This is a genomic window from Sphingobium sp. TomTYG65, from assembly GCF_055395525.1.
Map to the genome: position 1 here is coordinate 1,506,572 of NZ_AP027330.1, position 15,229 is coordinate 1,521,800.

The 15,229-nt window shown below is 59.9% G+C and carries 11 protein-coding genes; 3 read left to right on the plus strand and 8 right to left on the minus strand.

The window, feature by feature from the left end:
- Nucleotides 1-84 precede the first annotated feature (84 nt).
- Together ACZ5Y5_RS07440 and ACZ5Y5_RS07445 are read right to left on the minus strand one after the other, a co-directional pair.
- On the minus strand, nt 85-873 hold the full coding sequence (locus tag ACZ5Y5_RS07440) for a 3-keto-disaccharide hydrolase (RefSeq protein ID WP_464808019.1): 789 nt from the start codon (nt 871-873) through the stop codon (nt 85-87).
- Nucleotides 874-1,562: 689 nt separating this feature from the next.
- Entirely contained in the window at nt 1,563-3,947 is a 2,385-nt protein-coding gene (locus tag ACZ5Y5_RS07445; protein ID WP_464808020.1) for a TonB-dependent receptor, read from the minus strand.
- A gap of 299 nt (nt 3,948-4,246) precedes the next feature.
- Here ACZ5Y5_RS07445 and ACZ5Y5_RS07450 point away from each other — a divergent pair, with 299 nt between their 5' ends.
- Nucleotides 4,247-5,362: a helix-turn-helix domain-containing protein gene (locus tag ACZ5Y5_RS07450; RefSeq protein ID WP_464808021.1), complete on the plus strand. Its 1,116-nt coding sequence runs from the start codon at nt 4,247-4,249 to the stop codon at nt 5,360-5,362.
- Between the two features lie 34 nt (nt 5,363-5,396).
- Here ACZ5Y5_RS07450 and ACZ5Y5_RS07455 read toward each other — a convergent pair whose 3' ends face one another.
- The 5 genes from ACZ5Y5_RS07455 to ACZ5Y5_RS07475 all read right to left on the minus strand — a co-directional run bounded on the left by ACZ5Y5_RS07455 (nt 5,397) and on the right by ACZ5Y5_RS07475 (nt 11,087).
- Entirely contained in the window at nt 5,397-5,876 is a 480-nt protein-coding gene (locus ACZ5Y5_RS07455) for a VOC family protein (protein WP_464808022.1), read from the minus strand.
- Nucleotides 5,873-7,219, minus strand: coding sequence for a DUF1552 domain-containing protein (locus ACZ5Y5_RS07460; RefSeq protein ID WP_464808023.1), 1,347 nt, complete (start codon nt 7,217-7,219; stop codon nt 5,873-5,875). Before ACZ5Y5_RS07460 ends, ACZ5Y5_RS07455 begins: the two co-directional genes overlap by 4 nt.
- Nucleotides 7,219-8,919: a DUF1592 domain-containing protein gene (locus ACZ5Y5_RS07465; protein ID WP_464808024.1), complete on the minus strand. Its 1,701-nt coding sequence runs from the start codon at nt 8,917-8,919 to the stop codon at nt 7,219-7,221. Before ACZ5Y5_RS07465 ends, ACZ5Y5_RS07460 begins: the two co-directional genes overlap by 1 nt.
- Nucleotides 8,916-10,136, minus strand: coding sequence for a hypothetical protein (locus ACZ5Y5_RS07470; protein WP_464808025.1), 1,221 nt, complete (start codon nt 10,134-10,136; stop codon nt 8,916-8,918). The genes ACZ5Y5_RS07465 and ACZ5Y5_RS07470 overlap by 4 nt, the downstream gene beginning before the upstream one ends.
- A 156-nt stretch (nt 10,137-10,292) precedes the next feature.
- Nucleotides 10,293-11,087, minus strand: a complete 795-nt coding sequence (locus tag ACZ5Y5_RS07475) for an IclR family transcriptional regulator (RefSeq protein WP_464808026.1) — start codon at nt 11,085-11,087, stop codon at nt 10,293-10,295.
- A 196-nt stretch (nt 11,088-11,283) separates the two neighbouring features.
- Here ACZ5Y5_RS07475 and ACZ5Y5_RS07480 point away from each other — a divergent pair, with 196 nt between their 5' ends.
- Together ACZ5Y5_RS07480 and ACZ5Y5_RS07485 are read left to right on the plus strand one after the other, a co-directional pair.
- Entirely contained in the window at nt 11,284-13,488 is a 2,205-nt protein-coding gene (locus tag ACZ5Y5_RS07480) for a ThuA domain-containing protein (RefSeq protein ID WP_464808027.1), read from the plus strand.
- Nucleotides 13,489-13,550: 62 nt separating this feature from the next.
- The gene (locus tag ACZ5Y5_RS07485) at nt 13,551-14,354 is read left to right on the plus strand and encodes a cyclase family protein (RefSeq protein ID WP_464808028.1); all 804 of its coding nucleotides are present in this window, start codon (nt 13,551-13,553) and stop codon (nt 14,352-14,354) included.
- Nucleotides 14,355-14,406: 52 nt separating this feature from the next.
- Here the strand turns inward: ACZ5Y5_RS07485 and ACZ5Y5_RS07490 are convergent, their stop codons facing one another.
- Nucleotides 14,407-15,186, minus strand: a complete 780-nt coding sequence (locus ACZ5Y5_RS07490) for an SDR family NAD(P)-dependent oxidoreductase (RefSeq protein ID WP_464808029.1) — start codon at nt 15,184-15,186, stop codon at nt 14,407-14,409.
- Between the last annotated feature and the right edge of the window lie 43 nt (nt 15,187-15,229).

Below are 15,229 nucleotides of genomic sequence, written 5' to 3' on the forward strand. Positions count from 1 at the left end.
CGCGTGATCAACCCGGCTCTCGCCGGAGATCGCCATGGCTACGCCGGCGAACCTACACCATGCGTTGGGACACGATCCCTCGGTTCAGTCCAGCCTGCGCAGCCATATGTTCCGCACCTCGACCCGCGCCGGGTTGAGCTCGGCTTCGATGCCGATCAATCCGGCGCGATTGTCAGGGGATTGCGGATCGTCAAACACGCTCGCCGCCATAAGCTGGCCGTTCAGGAGGTGAAGCACGACAGGGCCGCGCGCGATGATCTCGTATTCGTTCCAGTCGTCCGGGCGAACGTTGAGCGCGAGATTGCTGCCCTCGGCAATCGTGCCCACCAGTTCCGGAGCGGCGCCGGCGGAGCGTCGCGTCACTTGTCCGCGCCAGCTCGTCACCCGCGCGGGCTCGTTCTCCATGTAGACTTGACCGCTGAACAGGTCGCGGCCGAACGTCTTAGCCGGCCAGAAATCGGCCTGCGGCCCTGTCATCATCCAGCGCAGATTGGGCGGCGGTGCGCCCGGCACAGTGTTGGTCCAGGCAAGGCCGGTGCGGCTGCGGTACTGAATGCCCGACCCACCAACAGCCGCCTTGATTTCCAGGCGCAGATCAAAGTCGCGAGCCTTCAGGCCGCGATAGACGAGGTAACTGTTGTTCATCGCCCGGTTCGGCGGGCGAACGGCGACGATCACCCCATTTTCCACGCGCCAGACCTGGGGGTCGCCATCCCAGCCCGCCAAGGTCCGACCATCGAACAGTGAAACAAACCCTTCGTGGTCCTGAAACGCGCGTGGGCTGGGTTGCTTTAGCAGAAACGGTTGCGCCACGCGTTTCGCCGCGAGCGATTCGGCTGTTCCTGCACCGCCCGCCAGCGCGGCGCTCAGCACTGCGCCGCAAACCTTCAGCGCTATTGTCCTCATGCCCACCGTTCCTCTCTTTTTCGCGTCACCATTCAGGCGAATACCGCCGCGCTCCCGTTGGCCTTATCTAGAACCTCGGCGGACTGGATCAATTAGGCAGTTCTATCCCGCGCGAAGCTCCGCTCCTTGGAGGACAGCGGGGCCCGACTGCCTCTTACCAGGTCGCAGCCCGGAAGCTTGCATCGATGGCGAGATCGACCAGGAGCCGATTCCGGATGCGTCCGTGTTGGTCGAGAAAGAAGCGAAGCGTCCAAATCTGACAGGATTTCAGCGCTCGTTCGCGCCAACCTTGGTTCCGGCGTTCCATGACACTCGCTCACGAGCGGCGGGATCAAATTCTGATAATCCCATGACACGCCTCCTACGGCCGTGATGGTCGCGGGATTAAAGCTACAGAAGAGACCGACTCTTTAAGGTCGCCCAGGTACCAATTTTTTTGTGCCTAGGTCCAGTCGATCCGCCCTCTTGCCGGAGTTGGAGGATTTACGAACAACATGTCGGTCGTCCCACCCTTGCGATAGCCGCGCATCGGGAAATGGGGATCGAAGCGCCAGGTTCCTATCTATGCAATTAAGTCGAGCAACCTGCCGACAAAGCGCGACTACTCGATAGGGTGTTGATGGCCGGGGATCACCTTCAAACCCCCGGCCAATTGATCACCAATTAAATCGCAGCGTAGCGCCGAATTCCCGCGGCGACGTGATGGTCGCCACGCGATAGCCTGAGTCGAACGGGATCGTACCAAAGCTTCCAAGACCCGGCAGTGCGTTCGTTCCAACCTGGAAGTTGCCCTGCGACACCCGCTGTGCACGCGTCTGATCGAGGAGGTTCTTCACGAACAAGTTGAATTCCCAACGATCTTCGCCGCGGATCCCAACGAAAAGATCGACTTTGGTGAAATCACGGTAGGTATAATTGCTGTTCTGTGACTTGAAGCCCGGCCGATAGGACAGAAGGCCACGGATGAATGGGGTTAGTGAACCCATGCCAAAGCGAATTTCGCCATTACTCGTCAGGCTGAACTTCGGCACGTCAGCGATGCGATCGTTACGGGTGCAGACAGCAACCTGTTCCGTTCCTGGTACGCTGGGCGTGCCTATAGAGTCAGGGATGCCATCACCATTATAATCGTTGCAATACAGTCTAGCATTATCGTAATGCGCGTCAGCGTAGGTGGCATTGACATTTAAGTCGACCCACGGAGAAGGCTGGAAGCCAAGTTGAATCTCAACGCCCTTGCTGATGGCATCACCATAGGTCGGCAGCGGAGCAGTCGCTGTGTCAACAGCACCCGGCACGCGTGACGAGTTAGTCGTCAATGCTGGAGCAAAGTCCACGTAGTTTTTGAACTTCTGGTAAAACGCCGCGATGTTTATGGAAACTTTTCGGTCAAATAGGCTCGACTTAAGGCCGACTTCAAATCCGTCCGATGTCTCGTCAGGGGTTTGCAGATATTGGGAATCGAGTGGCGTCGATACACCCGTTGCTGCGACGCCCGGACGGAATGACCGGCCGTAGTTCGCATAAATGTTCAGATCAGGGTTTACCTTCCAGCTAATGGCCGCACCGCCAGTCAAAGCGCTTGGCTTCACAACACTTACTGTGGTGGTGTCAGTGCCAATAGCCGGGATTATGAGGCGCTGAGAACGGGTGGTTTTGCCCCAAGTTTGGCGGAGACCGCCGGTTATGGTTAAACCATCGACCACTTCATATCCGAGCAAGCCTGACACTGCATAGGATTTGCTAAGGATCGGGAGGATCACCGAGACATCGACAGGAAACACAAAAATTTGGGGAGGCACGGGGCCGGGACCGGTCATGCCGGGGAAGATTGTGCCGAACGGATCGGTAAAAAAGGCGTCGTTGCTCTGATTTACGCGGACGTCGTTGAACTTTGAATAGTCGTAGTTAGCCGCGATCGCCCAGGTAAGACGAGAGTGGCTTGGCGACTGAAGACGGACTTCGGTGGTCCAGAGGTCATAGGGTGTGTGCACATGCTGATTCAGCTGATAGCCCGGGACCGCATTGCCCTCGTCTTGGTCACGCTGCTGTTCCAGCCGCGTTTTTTGATAGCCCCCATTGAATACCAGTTCACCCCAGCCAAAATTATAATTGGTGTTGAGGGTGATCAGATGCGTCTCATTTGTGAACCGCAAGGCGCCTTCGCTAACTGCCAAGCGGTCATTCAAGCTGATCGCAGGACCGCTACGTAAGGGGAAGAAGCTGCTCGGGCTGGGCTGATTGCCGGGGCCGAAGACGGCACGGAACGGACGCGTATCGGTCCAAAGATATTGGTAAACCAAATCGGCACGGAATTCTGACGACGGTTGCCAAGCAAGCGAAATACGCCCGCTCATCGTTTCGTTGTAGGATTTGCGCCCGTCGACATTCTTTACCTGACCGGCGCGGTTACGGTCATATAGGAGCGCGCCGCGAACAGCCAAGCTGTCCTGGATTATTGGCACGGACGCGGCACCCTGGAAGTTGTACGCATGGAGATCGCTGGCCGCTGCCTGTGCGTAGCCGGTCGGCTTGCCCAGGTCCGGACGAGCCGAGCCTATGACGATCGAGCCAGCAGGCGATACTTTACCGCGGAACAAGCCTTGAGGGCCGCGCAGAACCTGTATCTGACCGATGTCGTAAATGGCGCTGAAGAATGTGTTGGGATCAACGTCGATCTCGTTGAAATAGACCTGAACTGCGTCGCTCGATCCGCTGTCCGGATTGAACGAGATGCCGCGCAATGTCGCAATATTACTCCGACCATCGCCGTTCTCCAGCGTTAGGCCAGGAACGACGTTCTGGATTTCCTTGACGTCGAAGAGATTGAGCTTGGAGATCTCCTGCCCTGTAACGACATCAACTGCCAACGGCGTTTCCTGCAGCGTCTCGGCACGGCGCGTCGCGGTCACGATGATCTCGGCGGGGTTCGGCTCAGCCGCGCCTTGTTCCACCTGCTGGGCCGCTGCGCCGCTGGCGATGGCCAGGCCGCATGCACAGCTTAGCAAGCTGATAAGATGATGACCCCTTCGTCCCTTCATAGTCCCCTCCGTTTTCATGGCGATTTACCCGTTAATGAATAGCCGGCATCTTAGAGGAAGGGTTCACGCGCCATAAGCGCCCATCCCACCATGTGGAACAACGCTGACAACTTGGTGCAGTAGCGCCTGGAAGCTATCCAGGCGCTACGCCCCCTTTAAGATGCGCTTCTTCATGACACCAAAAGCGTTGGCGAGATCAAATGCATCTGTCATTCATCCCATGATGTGGAACGGAGCCATTCACCCTCCCATTGACTTGCCCTGACGATTTCGGTGTCTTGGGACCACGGGAGAGGATCATGGATCTTGGTGGAGAGAAGGAATTTCCGCCCCAGGCCGAATTAGTCGGTTCCGATGGGAGCAGCACGCTGTCGACAGGCATCGGCGAACCGGGCCATGATATTGTCGCACGGCTGCTAACATTGCTCGCTCGTCGTGGAGGCAACGCCGCCGGTGTGTTGCGCGTCAATGGCTTTGAGGAGCCGCTCGATCAATTCATCGTGAACACGCTGCCAACGCTAGAAATCACAAATTTACAAAAGCTGTCTTCACGTGCCAGCGTCGAACTATCGGACATGCAAGCCTCGGCAACGGGGCGGCCGCCTTTTCGGGGTGGCGATTGGAGGCTGCTTTTCTATTGCCTCGTAGGCAGTCGTACCTTGCGTGAAGCGATCATGAGGACCGAAGAACTGCTGCGAGCGATTGACGGGCGCATGGGTAGCATGGCGCTAAGACGAAGCGGCGGAAAAGCTATTCTATCCTACACAGGTGCGCGAAGCGGCGATGAGGAGATGGACTTCATCGTTACGCTGCACGGTCAGTTGATGTTTCATTCTATTTTCAGCTGGCTGATAGGGAGGCCAATCGAAGGCACATTGGCGCTCGATTTCCCTGAATCTGCCGAGCGATACCTGAACGCCGAGCCGTTGCCATTCAATTTACTGCTTGGCGCGGAACAGCTGGAATTACGCTTTGCCGCGTCCTTGCTCGACCAGCCAGTCATTCGCACGATGTCCGATTGCGAAGCTTTACCGACGCTCAACTTCCTCTTCGGCTTGAGGGTCGGCGAAGATCCGCTGGAGATTGTTCGCCGCTCGCGTCATTTCATGGCGATGGCTCTACGGGAAAGGCGCAAGCTTCCCTCGCTCGAGGAATTGGCGCGCCATCTCGCCGTTGCGCCGATGACCTTGCGGCGCAGGCTGCAAAGTGCAGGCACGTCCTTCCGAGTCATCCGGGACGAGCTGCGCCGCGAAATGGCTATCGACATGCTGACGAACAGCCGGATGTCGATTGAAGATATTGCCGAACGGCTGGATCTGTGTGATTCCGATGCCTTGCGCCGCGCATTTCGCGGCTGGACCGGGATGGCGCCCACTGAATTTCGCCGAACGCTGGTGAAAGCCACTATCGGCTAAGCCGCTATTTTGGCGCTGGTAGAGCAGAGCGCTGCTACGGCATCCGCAATTCGACCAACTCCACGATCACGCCATCCGCATCTCGCACAACGCTGTTGATCACCGGCCCTTTTTCGTCAGCGGCAGCGATCCTCGCGACCGGGAAGCCTGCCTTTTGCAGTTTCAACGCCGCAGCGCGGCTGTCACTGACACGGATGCCGACTTTTGCGCCTGTCGAATGGTTCTGCGTCGCATTGGGCTTTTGATAGTGGATCAGGATCAACAGGGGCTCGCTCGATTTGGGATCACCTGAAAAATTGAAGGCAATCTTCTCTGCGGGGTCCCCCGGCTTGCTGACGGTGAAGACCGGTTTCATGCCCAATCCATCGACGTAGAAGGAGCGTGCCCGCCCCATGTCTGCGACCTCGAGCGACAGAAAGCTGAAGCCCGACGCCGTCGCCGGCCCGACTGGCTGCGCAGAGGCGAGGGTCGGCGTCAGCAGCATGGAAAGAAAGATTGCGAGAATACGCTTCATGCCATGATCTCCGACAAGGTGCGGGAGGTTCGCATTGCTTCCGTGCCCCATGCGTCGACCGGCACGCCCATGACCTGCTGCATGGTCAGGCCGATGCGGGAAATGGGGTCCCCCTGGCTCGCTACGTGAATGCCGCTCTTCACCTTGCCGCCCGCCCGCCCGGCGAGCATTACAGGAATGCCGTTCAAGTCATGGTTCTTGGCATAGCTGACCTCGGAATGGGCAACGACCAACATATTATCGAGCAAGGTCCCATCGCCTTCCTTGATTGCTGCCATAGCCGTCACGAAATCTGCCCAGCCCTGCATGCTCTGCGTGGAGAATTCGTCGACCGTCGGCTGATATCCCTTGGCGCGGTCCACCTGTTCTTCATGCGTGGCCTGGTGATATGCGGTCGGCGATCCGGCCTGTCGCAGATCGGCAGTGGCCGTCGAAAACACCATGTTGAAGACCTTGGTCTGATTACACGCCATCGCCATGGCCAGCATTTCCGCCATCAGCTTGTGAGACTTTTGCCGAGCCGGAACATCAGTGCTGGCGACGAGGTCCTCTGGCTGCGCTGGTACGACACAGGCTTCGGCCGGGGGCGGCTTTTCCAGTTGCAGCGCCAGCTTGTTCTCGACTTCACGGATCGAGGTAAAATAGCTGTCGATCCGCGCTTTATCTTCGGCGCCCAGCTTCCCCAACATGCGGCGACGCTCTTCCGTGACCGCGGTAAGGACGCTGCGGCGCGCCATCACCTTGGGGTCGGGGGTGAATTCGGCCGCGTTGGGATCGCGAAAATCCGCGCCGAAGATGCGGCGATAAAGCTCCATCGGCGACGCCACGCTAGGGTTCATCTCGGTCCCGCTGCGGTAGGAAAAGCTGGTGCGTGGATTGCCGTCCGCACTCAGTTCCAAACTGCGAAACAACGTTCCGCCGCCGATGGTGTCTGCGATACTAACGTCGAACGTCGGACCCACGATCTGCTGCCAAGTGTCGTTGGGAGTGCCGGTGCGCAGCCCGACATTACCTGAGATATGCGGCTGATTGCTCTTGCCGCCCAAAGTGACGCTGAAGCCCGAAAGAACCGACACTTTGTCCTGCACCGGCTTGATTGGGGCGAGTTCCGGCGGCAGGTCGTAATTGGCCCCGGCTGTCTTGGGATTCCAGCGGTCCGGGATCATTCCGCAACCCCAAAACCACGTGCCGAAACGCACGGGCAGACGGCCACCGCCATAGGTCGCGGCTAGAGCAGCGCCATTATTGTCCAGGAAATAGTCGAGGAATGGCAGGCCGACGGCGACTGCGCCTCCACCCAGCATCCCGCGTAGCAAAAATCCACGCCTGTCCAACGACCTCATCAGCCTTTCCTTCCTGAAGATGGCTTGCTCGCGACACGAGGCGCCGATGGCGACCGGACTGCGAAGAATTGGGGATCGACGGCGATCTGCCGGAACAGCGAGCGAATGCGATAGCCGGTGCGAGCGAAATCTTCATGCAGCCGGTTTGTTACCGCCTCCTCGGACGGCAACAAGGCCCGGCCAGCGGCATAGCGCCATGCCGACTGCGTCAGGCACTGCGTCACCTTCGGATTGTCATGCAGAGCCTTGCCCAAGCCGGCGCTGTCACTGAATGCGACCTTGTCCAACATGCCAGTCGTGTCGATCGGCACGCCGTTTTCCGTCGCCCTGAACTGGCCTGCTCCATCAAAGCTGTCGAGCGTCAGTCCCATGGGATCGGTCAGCTTATGGCAGCTGGCGCATTCCTCATCATCCAGGTGCGCCTTCAACCGCTCGCGGGTCGTGCGGAAGGCTGGGTTGCTGGTGTCCTGTACGATGGTGAAGTTCACATTGGCAGGGGGTGCTGGGACATGTTCGCACATCAGCACCTCCCGCACGGCTTTGCCGCGCAGCGTAGGCGAGGAACGGCCCTCATGCGAATGGAGCGCGAGGAAGCTGATCTGCGTCAGAATGCCCACACGCGGGTCATCATCAGGCGGCGTGACCATAGACCAGTCGCGTGGACCATAGGGCATGCGGTAAAGCGGGCTCAGCTGGCGGTTCATAGCTACGCGGCGCGTGGTGAACAGGTCGCGATAATCGCCATTCTCGGCCACCAGCAACGTCGTGATGGTGCGCAGCGTCTGTTCCCGCGCAGCGGGCGCGGCGGACGAGCGGAAAGCCGGATATATGATGCCGTCCTTTGACAGCGACATCATGCCTTCCAACTGCAAGAAGTCGTCGAAGAAGGACCGTACCCCGGCCTCGAACCGTGGCGAGGCCATCAGCCGGTCGACCTGTGCCGCAAGTCCCGCACGCGTCATCAGGCTGCCATCAGCTGCTGCCTGCAACAATTGCTCGTCCGGCGTGCTATTCCAGAGGAAATAGCTGAGCTTGCTGGCCCGTGACCAAGCGTCGATCGTGCGGCCACCCGGCGCGCGGGGGTCGGCAACCTCCCGATCAGTCTGGAACAGAAAAGGCAGGTCCGACAACATCGCTGTCAGCATGATCGCAAGGCCGCCGTGGAAGTCCTTGAGGGTTGTTGACGCCGCCAAGGTTTGGGCGACGGCGAGCTTCACCTCACCATCGGTGAGCGGCCTGCGGTAGATGCGAAGGCCCACTCGCTTGAAGAACCCTTCGGCGCAAGTCGCGCCTTGCGGATCGGAAGGCTGAGGCGCGCACCCGACCAACTTGTCACGATGCTTCGCGTCGACCACCTGTTCCGCGATGCCGCGTGCAATCTGTTCATACTGTTCGGCACCCGCAGGCGTCAGAGATACTGCACTGGTTCCCACCGCCAGCAGGCCTCCGACCCGCATGTCGGGTTCGAACCGTCCGCTGACCTTGATATCGGGTCCGAATATATCAGCGATGGTCGAGCGATATTGCGCTTCGGTCAGCCGCCGGAACTTGGGCGCTTGCTGTTGCTGCAGCACCGAATCTTCCGATGGCGCATCTGCATGCCCGGCGCTTGCCGCCAGCAGGATAGCACCAATCGATCCCAGCGCAGTGACCCCTGACAACGCCCGAAGAAGGAGCGGAAAATTAAACGGGCGGCTCATGGCTGGCCACCTTGCGCCAACTGCTCAGGCTTGATCAGGAAGGCCGGCACGCCTTTAAAGCGCAAGGCGGACGAGATGGCGCTGTTGCGGCCCGTCTTGGGATCAGGATAGCCGTCGGCATAGCGACGCACCGCCTTGATCAACGCCGGACAGGACATGCGCGTCAAATTGGCACCGACCTGGGTCGATTGATGATAATTATCCTCGATGCTCGCCAGCGTATGGTAGCCGTAAATGCCACCTTCGATGGTTTCGCCAGGCTTGATCTTGGCCTGAATGCGGGCTTGGCGCAGCTCGCGATAGCTGTCGACGATCTGTTCTCTTAGGCGCATCTTCAGGTCGAACGGCTGGGTAATCAATTCGCCGTCGCGAATTTTCCCCGTGGTCTGCGCCATGAAGCGGCGGTCCTTATCAACGTCCAGGCTGGCCCAAGCCAACGGCTTCCCCGCGCCCGATAACTCCAGCGGGCTGGCGCTGGCGTAGATGCGTACAGTTACGTCGTCGTCATTGGCTGGATCATCGACGCCGCTGATTTCCACCAGCGTAGGCGAAGACATGGACGTAATCACATTGTCCGCAACCTTCGGCGTGCCGAAGTCCCGCGTCGAAAAGGTACATCCGACCGCCCGGATCAGTTGATTGTCAACGCCCGGTTTCTGGTCGGGACTGACATAATCATCCTTGCCAGTGCGGCCGTCGAGATCGATGCCATAGGCGATCGGCCCGCGATAATCCTCATTCCCTTTTTCCAGGAAGGGAAAGTCTTCGGGATTGGTGCAGCTGTCATAAGCGAACCGCGTCCCGAGAAAGGCGGGAATCCCTTTGCCCTCGGGAATATTATATTGCTGCCGCAATGCCTGCCGCTCGGCCTCGGTGAGGCTTGCCATGCTGCCATTAGATCCGGAATCCTTGCCAGTCGGCACCATCTTGAAGCCGAGCCGCTCACCCATCAGCTTGTGCAGTTCCTGCACCTTTTCAGGCGCTTCATATTTGGCCCGCTCGGCAGGCGGCAGCGTCTTGAGAAAGAGGTCCGCCGAGCTGAGCGACAAGCTTCGGCACGCCTTCTCATCCTCATAGGCCGCCACATAAATGTTAGTCAGCGCGAACGACAAGGTCTGAGGCTGAGGCGCTGAGGCGCCGGACATCAGCAGGCTGGTGATCGCCAGCGATCCGGTTGCGGCGCACCTCTTGAGGTCATGAGCCCTCATATCTTTCATCATCCTCTATCCTGCCGCCTCGCGCTGTTACGCGGGCGTTGCGCGTCTTATGTCGCAATGGATGGAGTGCCCGCCACGGCGTTTCTGTTCATCAACCCGACAGAAATGATCTCAAGTGACGAAAGCTAGGCCCCGAAAGCGGCGTAGGGCCGTTGTTCAGAAGCTCTGCGCCGCAATTTCCATGCTCATGCGCTGCGCAGCGCTCATCAGCGCTGGGCCGAGAACATCAAGTCGCTCGCGGGTAAGGTGCGAAGATCGATCCGAGATCGACAGCGACCCCTTTGGCAATCCGTAACGGTCGTTCACCACCGCCGCGACGCAACGCAGCCCGTCGCTATGCTCCTCATCATCGAGCGCATAGCCGCGAGCCCCTATCTCCGCCAGTTCGCGACGGAGCCGATCACCGTCGATGATGCTGCGTGCGGTACGGGCTTTAAGAGGGGCGCCGTCCAGATAGCGGTCGAATTCAGTTCTGGACCATTGTGCCATCAGGACCTTGCCGGACGCAGTGGTATGCAGCGGCAAAACAGCGCCCGGCCGTGCGGCTGTCTGGCGGAACCCGTTCGTGGCAGCCTGCCCCACATAGCAGACGCCTGCACCTTCGGGCACGGCTATATTCACGCAATGCTGCACTTCGGACATGAGTGATCGCATGATGGTGCGGCCCAACTGACCCAGGTCACGCGTTTGCGCGAATACGGCTCCTACCGTGAAAGCCTGCACGCCGATGGACCAGCCGTTCCTACGCCGATCAAATGCGACATAGCGCAACGCTTCCATGGTCGTCAGCAGGCGATGGGTAGTGGATCGGGGCAGTCCAACGGCGCGAGACAGATCGCTGAGCGTCATATTGTCGCTCTTCGCCAGTTCATCGAGAATGCCAAATGCCCGCACCAGCGACTGAACTCGCCCAAGCAAGCCGTCTTCCGGCTCATGCTGACTATCGGTCACGCCTGTTCCTCACCCTGCCTGATTACCACCGCACAAGCGGTAATCTGTCAAACTGGTATGACCTGTTTGTCCCTGCTTGTCGAGATGCTTTCTAAGTTGGGCGGCAAGAGCGTCTTGGTGCCCGCGTTCCATATCATGGGATGAAGAATTGTGGATGCCGCAGCTTTGGCTACCTTCATCGCTCCAAGGAGAGACGATGCCCGAACTATTACCACTTGATCGCCGCACGGCCCTTGCATTGGGCGCTGGCGCACTGCTGTCCGGGATCGAACCCGCTTTCGCCCGACGGTTAGGCGGTGGCGACACGCCCAGCTGGGCCAGTGAACCGATGTGCTGGTTCCAGCTCGCCTTCACCGAAGATGATCCGGGCCATTACGACCCGGAATTCTGGACTGACTATTTTCAGCAGATTCACGCGGATGGCATATGCCTCAGCGCCGGGGGGGGCATCGCTTTCTACCCCACAGACATTCCCTACCACGGTGTGGCGCAGGGGGTCGGCAAAGGCGTCGATCCATTTGGCGACATGGTGGCGGCTTGCAAGAAACTTGGGCTGCGTGTCCTCGCCCGCATCGATCCGCACGCGATGAACGCCGCCGCCGCAGCTGCCCATCCCGAATGGGCGCTGACCGGTCCGGACGGCAAAATCAAGCAGCACGGCAGCGCGCCGGATCTGACGCTGACCTGCGCCTATGGGCCTTATAATTTTGAACTGATGCCAAAGGTGATCGAGGAGATTGCACGGCGATATCCGGTTGACGGGTTTTTTGGCAACCGTTGGAACGGCAGCGGCACCTGCTACTGCCAAAGCTGCCGGACGCTCTATCGCGCTGCATCGGGACAGGAAATCCCGCTCGACCCAGACCCGTCAAAGCCAGAGGGGCGACGCTATGCCGCATGGATCGAAGAGCGGTTACTCTCGCTCATCGATCTGTGGAATGCGGCGGCGCGCAAGCACCGGCGGGAAGCCTTCTTCACGCCAGGCGGGGACCGCAGAGGTCTGGTCGATCTGAATGGACCGGCGTTGGCGAAACGCCTACCGATCGCATTTTGCGACCGTCAAGCGCGATCTTCAGACAGCTCACCTTGGGGCACGGGGCCAGAGGTCTGGGGCGCGGGCCGCTATACCCGCGAATTGCGCGCCTTCATGAAGGACAAGCCGGTCGGCCACATCATCTCCGTCGGGGTAGAAGAGACCTATCGATGGAAAGATTCGGTACAGAGCCCGGCAGAAATCCGCATCTGGGCCGCTGGAGCGATCGCTCAGGGAGCGCGCCCATGGATCACGAAGTTCAACGCCAAGCCTCTGGATCGACGCTGGATGGATGTCGTACGGCAAATCTACGTATGGCATCATGCCAATGAACCCTACCTCCGCAACACCGGAAATCTGGCCCGTGTCGGATTGGTCCACACGCCCCGTACCACCGCTTTTCTTGGCGGCTGGACCGGGCGCGGAAAGCTTGAGGAACATCGCGACGGCTTCTACCAGGCCGCGCTGGAAAGCCGGGTCCCGTTCGACCTGATTGACGAGGATCTCCTGGACGCTGAAAGCTTGTCGCGCTTTGACACCATCATCCTCGCCAATGCGGCAGTGCTGTCGGACCGGCAATGCGATCAGGTGCGTGCCTTCGTAGCGCGCGGCGGCAGCGTCATCGCAACCTATCAGACATCGCTTTATAATGGCGACGGGCAGCAACGGGCCGATTTCGGCCTTGCTGACCTATTCGGCTGTTCCATCGCGGGCAAGGCAGAAGGCCCAATGAGGAACGCTTATCTCACCTTGCGCCACGCCCATCCGGCCATGGCGGGGCTCAGCGATATCAGCCGAACCATCGGGCCGTTATTCCGCCTACCCGTCACCGCGCGCGACCATCGGGACGTCGCCTTGACGCTCGTTCCCAGCTATCCTGACTTGCCGATGGAACGGGTGTTCACCGATCGGACAGAGACCGACATACCCATGGCGATCTGCCGTCAGGTCGGGCGCGGCCGCGTCGTGTATTTGCCGATGGACCTTGATCGCAGCTTTGCGGAACTTGGCCATGGCGATCATCTGACGCTGCTGCGCGCGATGCTCAGTTGGGCGCATGAACAAGCGCACCCGTTGCAGATCGATGGGCCGGGCCTGCTCGACATTGCCTGCTGGCGACAGCAAAGGTCCATCACCGCGCATCTCGTCAATCTCAACAATCCCATGGCGATGCGCGGTAGCTATCGCGAAGCGATTAGTACCGGCCCTTATCGGGTCCGCATTCAACTGCCTAAAGGCAGCCGTGCAACGCGGGCCTGGCTCCTAACCGCCGAAGGCGACGTGACGTACCGCGCAACGGATGGCTGGGTAGAGGTTGAAGTGCCGCACGTCGATTTCCATGAAGTGGTCGCGATCGATTTGATCTAGCGTGTCAGACCCCTCACCCCTTAGTCTCGGTACCTGCCTATTCTGGAGAGACATCAGCCGTCATGATAGACCGCCGCGACATGCTAGCTCTGAGCACGCTCGGTGCACTTACTCTTGGTGCATCATCGCTTGCCGAAGCCGCCTCCGTTGCTCCAGACGAGACCAGCCTCCCCCTCCATGGCCGGCAATTACATGTCCTTGACCTCACGCACCGCCTTACACGCGCCTTCGCGTTCGCACCGGGCCGCCTTTCCATGGAGGCGGTCGAGGGATCGGGCACGAAAGCGGGCATGGCGCTCAACCGCATATCCATCGTCGAACATACCGGCACCCATCTCGACGCGCCGCGTCATTTCGCGCCCGACGGAGCTTCTGTCGGAGACATTGCGATCAGCCAGTTGATCGTCCCGCTCGTCATCATCGATATTAGGAAAAAAGCAAAAGCCGATCGTGACGCGCGGATCGTGCCAGAGGATGTCACAGCTTGGGAACGGAAGAATGGCCGCATCCCCGCGAGATCCTGCGTCGCCATGTTGTCGGGCTGGGACCCGCTCGGTGCTGTCGCCAGTTACGGCAGCCTGTCTCCGGCTGAGCGACGAAAGAGCCCGGGCTTCGATGTTGCAGCCATGGACATTCTGATGAAGCGAAAAGTCATCGGCATCGGCGTCGACACTATGTCGATCGACGCGGGGGAAGCCATGCCCGCTTTTCCCGTGCATCAGGCGTGGCTGCGGAGCGGGCGATGGGCGCTGGAGGGATTGGCCAATCTGGACCGGGCGCCTGCCGCCGGTGCCCTGCTGTTTGCCGGGGTACCGCCGTTGGAAAACGCCACCGGCATGCCTGCGCGAGTGATCGCGCTCTATTGACCAAGCGCTGCGGCGCCCGCCCGTGCAGGAGCGAGCGCCGCAGCCATTGACGTCAGGCGCGCATCAAGGAGCCACCGTTGACGTCAAAGATCGCGCCGTTGATCCAGCGACCATCTTCCGACAGCAGCATCGCCACGACCCCCGCATGATCTTCGGATTCGCCCAGACGCGTGTGCGGGGTGCGCGCCATGAAATAGTCGGCCCACTTTGTCGCTTCTTCGGCATTCGCTTCCATCGCCTTCTTCATCTCGCCGGTGACCGTGAAGCCGGGTGCGAGCACGTTGGCGGTAATCCCTTCCTTGCCCCAGCGCGCACCGACATGGCGCGCAAGCGCGTTTACGCCCGCCTTGGCCATGGCATAGCAGGGCCGCGTCGGCTCGCCGCCATGCGCCGAGCCGGAGCTGGTGTAGACGATCGCTCCTTTACCGCTCTTGACGAGGTGCGAGACGACGGCGCGGGTGCACAGCAGATGTCCGCGCAGGTTGACTGCAATCGTGCGATCAAAGGTGGAAAGATCGATGGCAAGCGCATCGCTATCCTCCATAATGACACGCAGATCCGCCGCGTTGATGTGCGCGCCATCCAGGCCACCGAAACGGCTCACCGCTGCTTCGGTCGCCTTCTGCACGGAAGCTTCGTCGGCAATGTCGACAGGGACGGCGAAGGTCTCGCCGCCTGCTTCCTGCGCCACGCGCGTCGCGCCATCGATGTTGATGTCGGCCGCGCAAACCCGCGCGCCTTCTGCAGCCAGGCGCTTGACAGTGGCGGCGCCGATGCCGGTCGCGCTGCCGAACACGATGATACGGCGGTCTTTAAGACGATTGTTGGTCATGAGCATCCTCCGGAGAATTCGGTGGTGGGAGAAATGTGTGCGG

Excerpts from the sequence above, each read along its gene's own strand:
- ACZ5Y5_RS07455 (WP_464808022.1), bottom strand. The coding sequence starts at position 5,876 with ATGAAGCGTATTCTCGCAATCTTTCTTTCCATGCTGCTGACGCCGACC.
- ACZ5Y5_RS07485 (WP_464808028.1), top strand. The coding sequence starts at position 13,551 with ATGATAGACCGCCGCGACATGCTAGCTCTGAGCACGCTCGGTGCACTT.
- ACZ5Y5_RS07460 (WP_464808023.1), bottom strand. The coding sequence starts at position 7,219 with ATGAGGTCGTTGGACAGGCGTGGATTTTTGCTACGCGGGATGCTGGGT.
- ACZ5Y5_RS07445 (WP_464808020.1), bottom strand. The coding sequence starts at position 3,947 with ATGAAGGGACGAAGGGGTCATCATCTTATCAGCTTGCTAAGCTGTGCA.
- ACZ5Y5_RS07450 (WP_464808021.1), top strand. The coding sequence starts at position 4,247 with ATGGATCTTGGTGGAGAGAAGGAATTTCCGCCCCAGGCCGAATTAGTC.
- ACZ5Y5_RS07470 (WP_464808025.1), bottom strand. The coding sequence starts at position 10,136 with ATGAAAGATATGAGGGCTCATGACCTCAAGAGGTGCGCCGCAACCGGA.
- ACZ5Y5_RS07465 (WP_464808024.1), bottom strand. The coding sequence starts at position 8,919 with ATGAGCCGCCCGTTTAATTTTCCGCTCCTTCTTCGGGCGTTGTCAGGG.
- ACZ5Y5_RS07490 (WP_464808029.1), bottom strand. The coding sequence starts at position 15,186 with ATGACCAACAATCGTCTTAAAGACCGCCGTATCATCGTGTTCGGCAGC.
- ACZ5Y5_RS07480 (WP_464808027.1), top strand. The coding sequence starts at position 11,284 with ATGCCCGAACTATTACCACTTGATCGCCGCACGGCCCTTGCATTGGGC.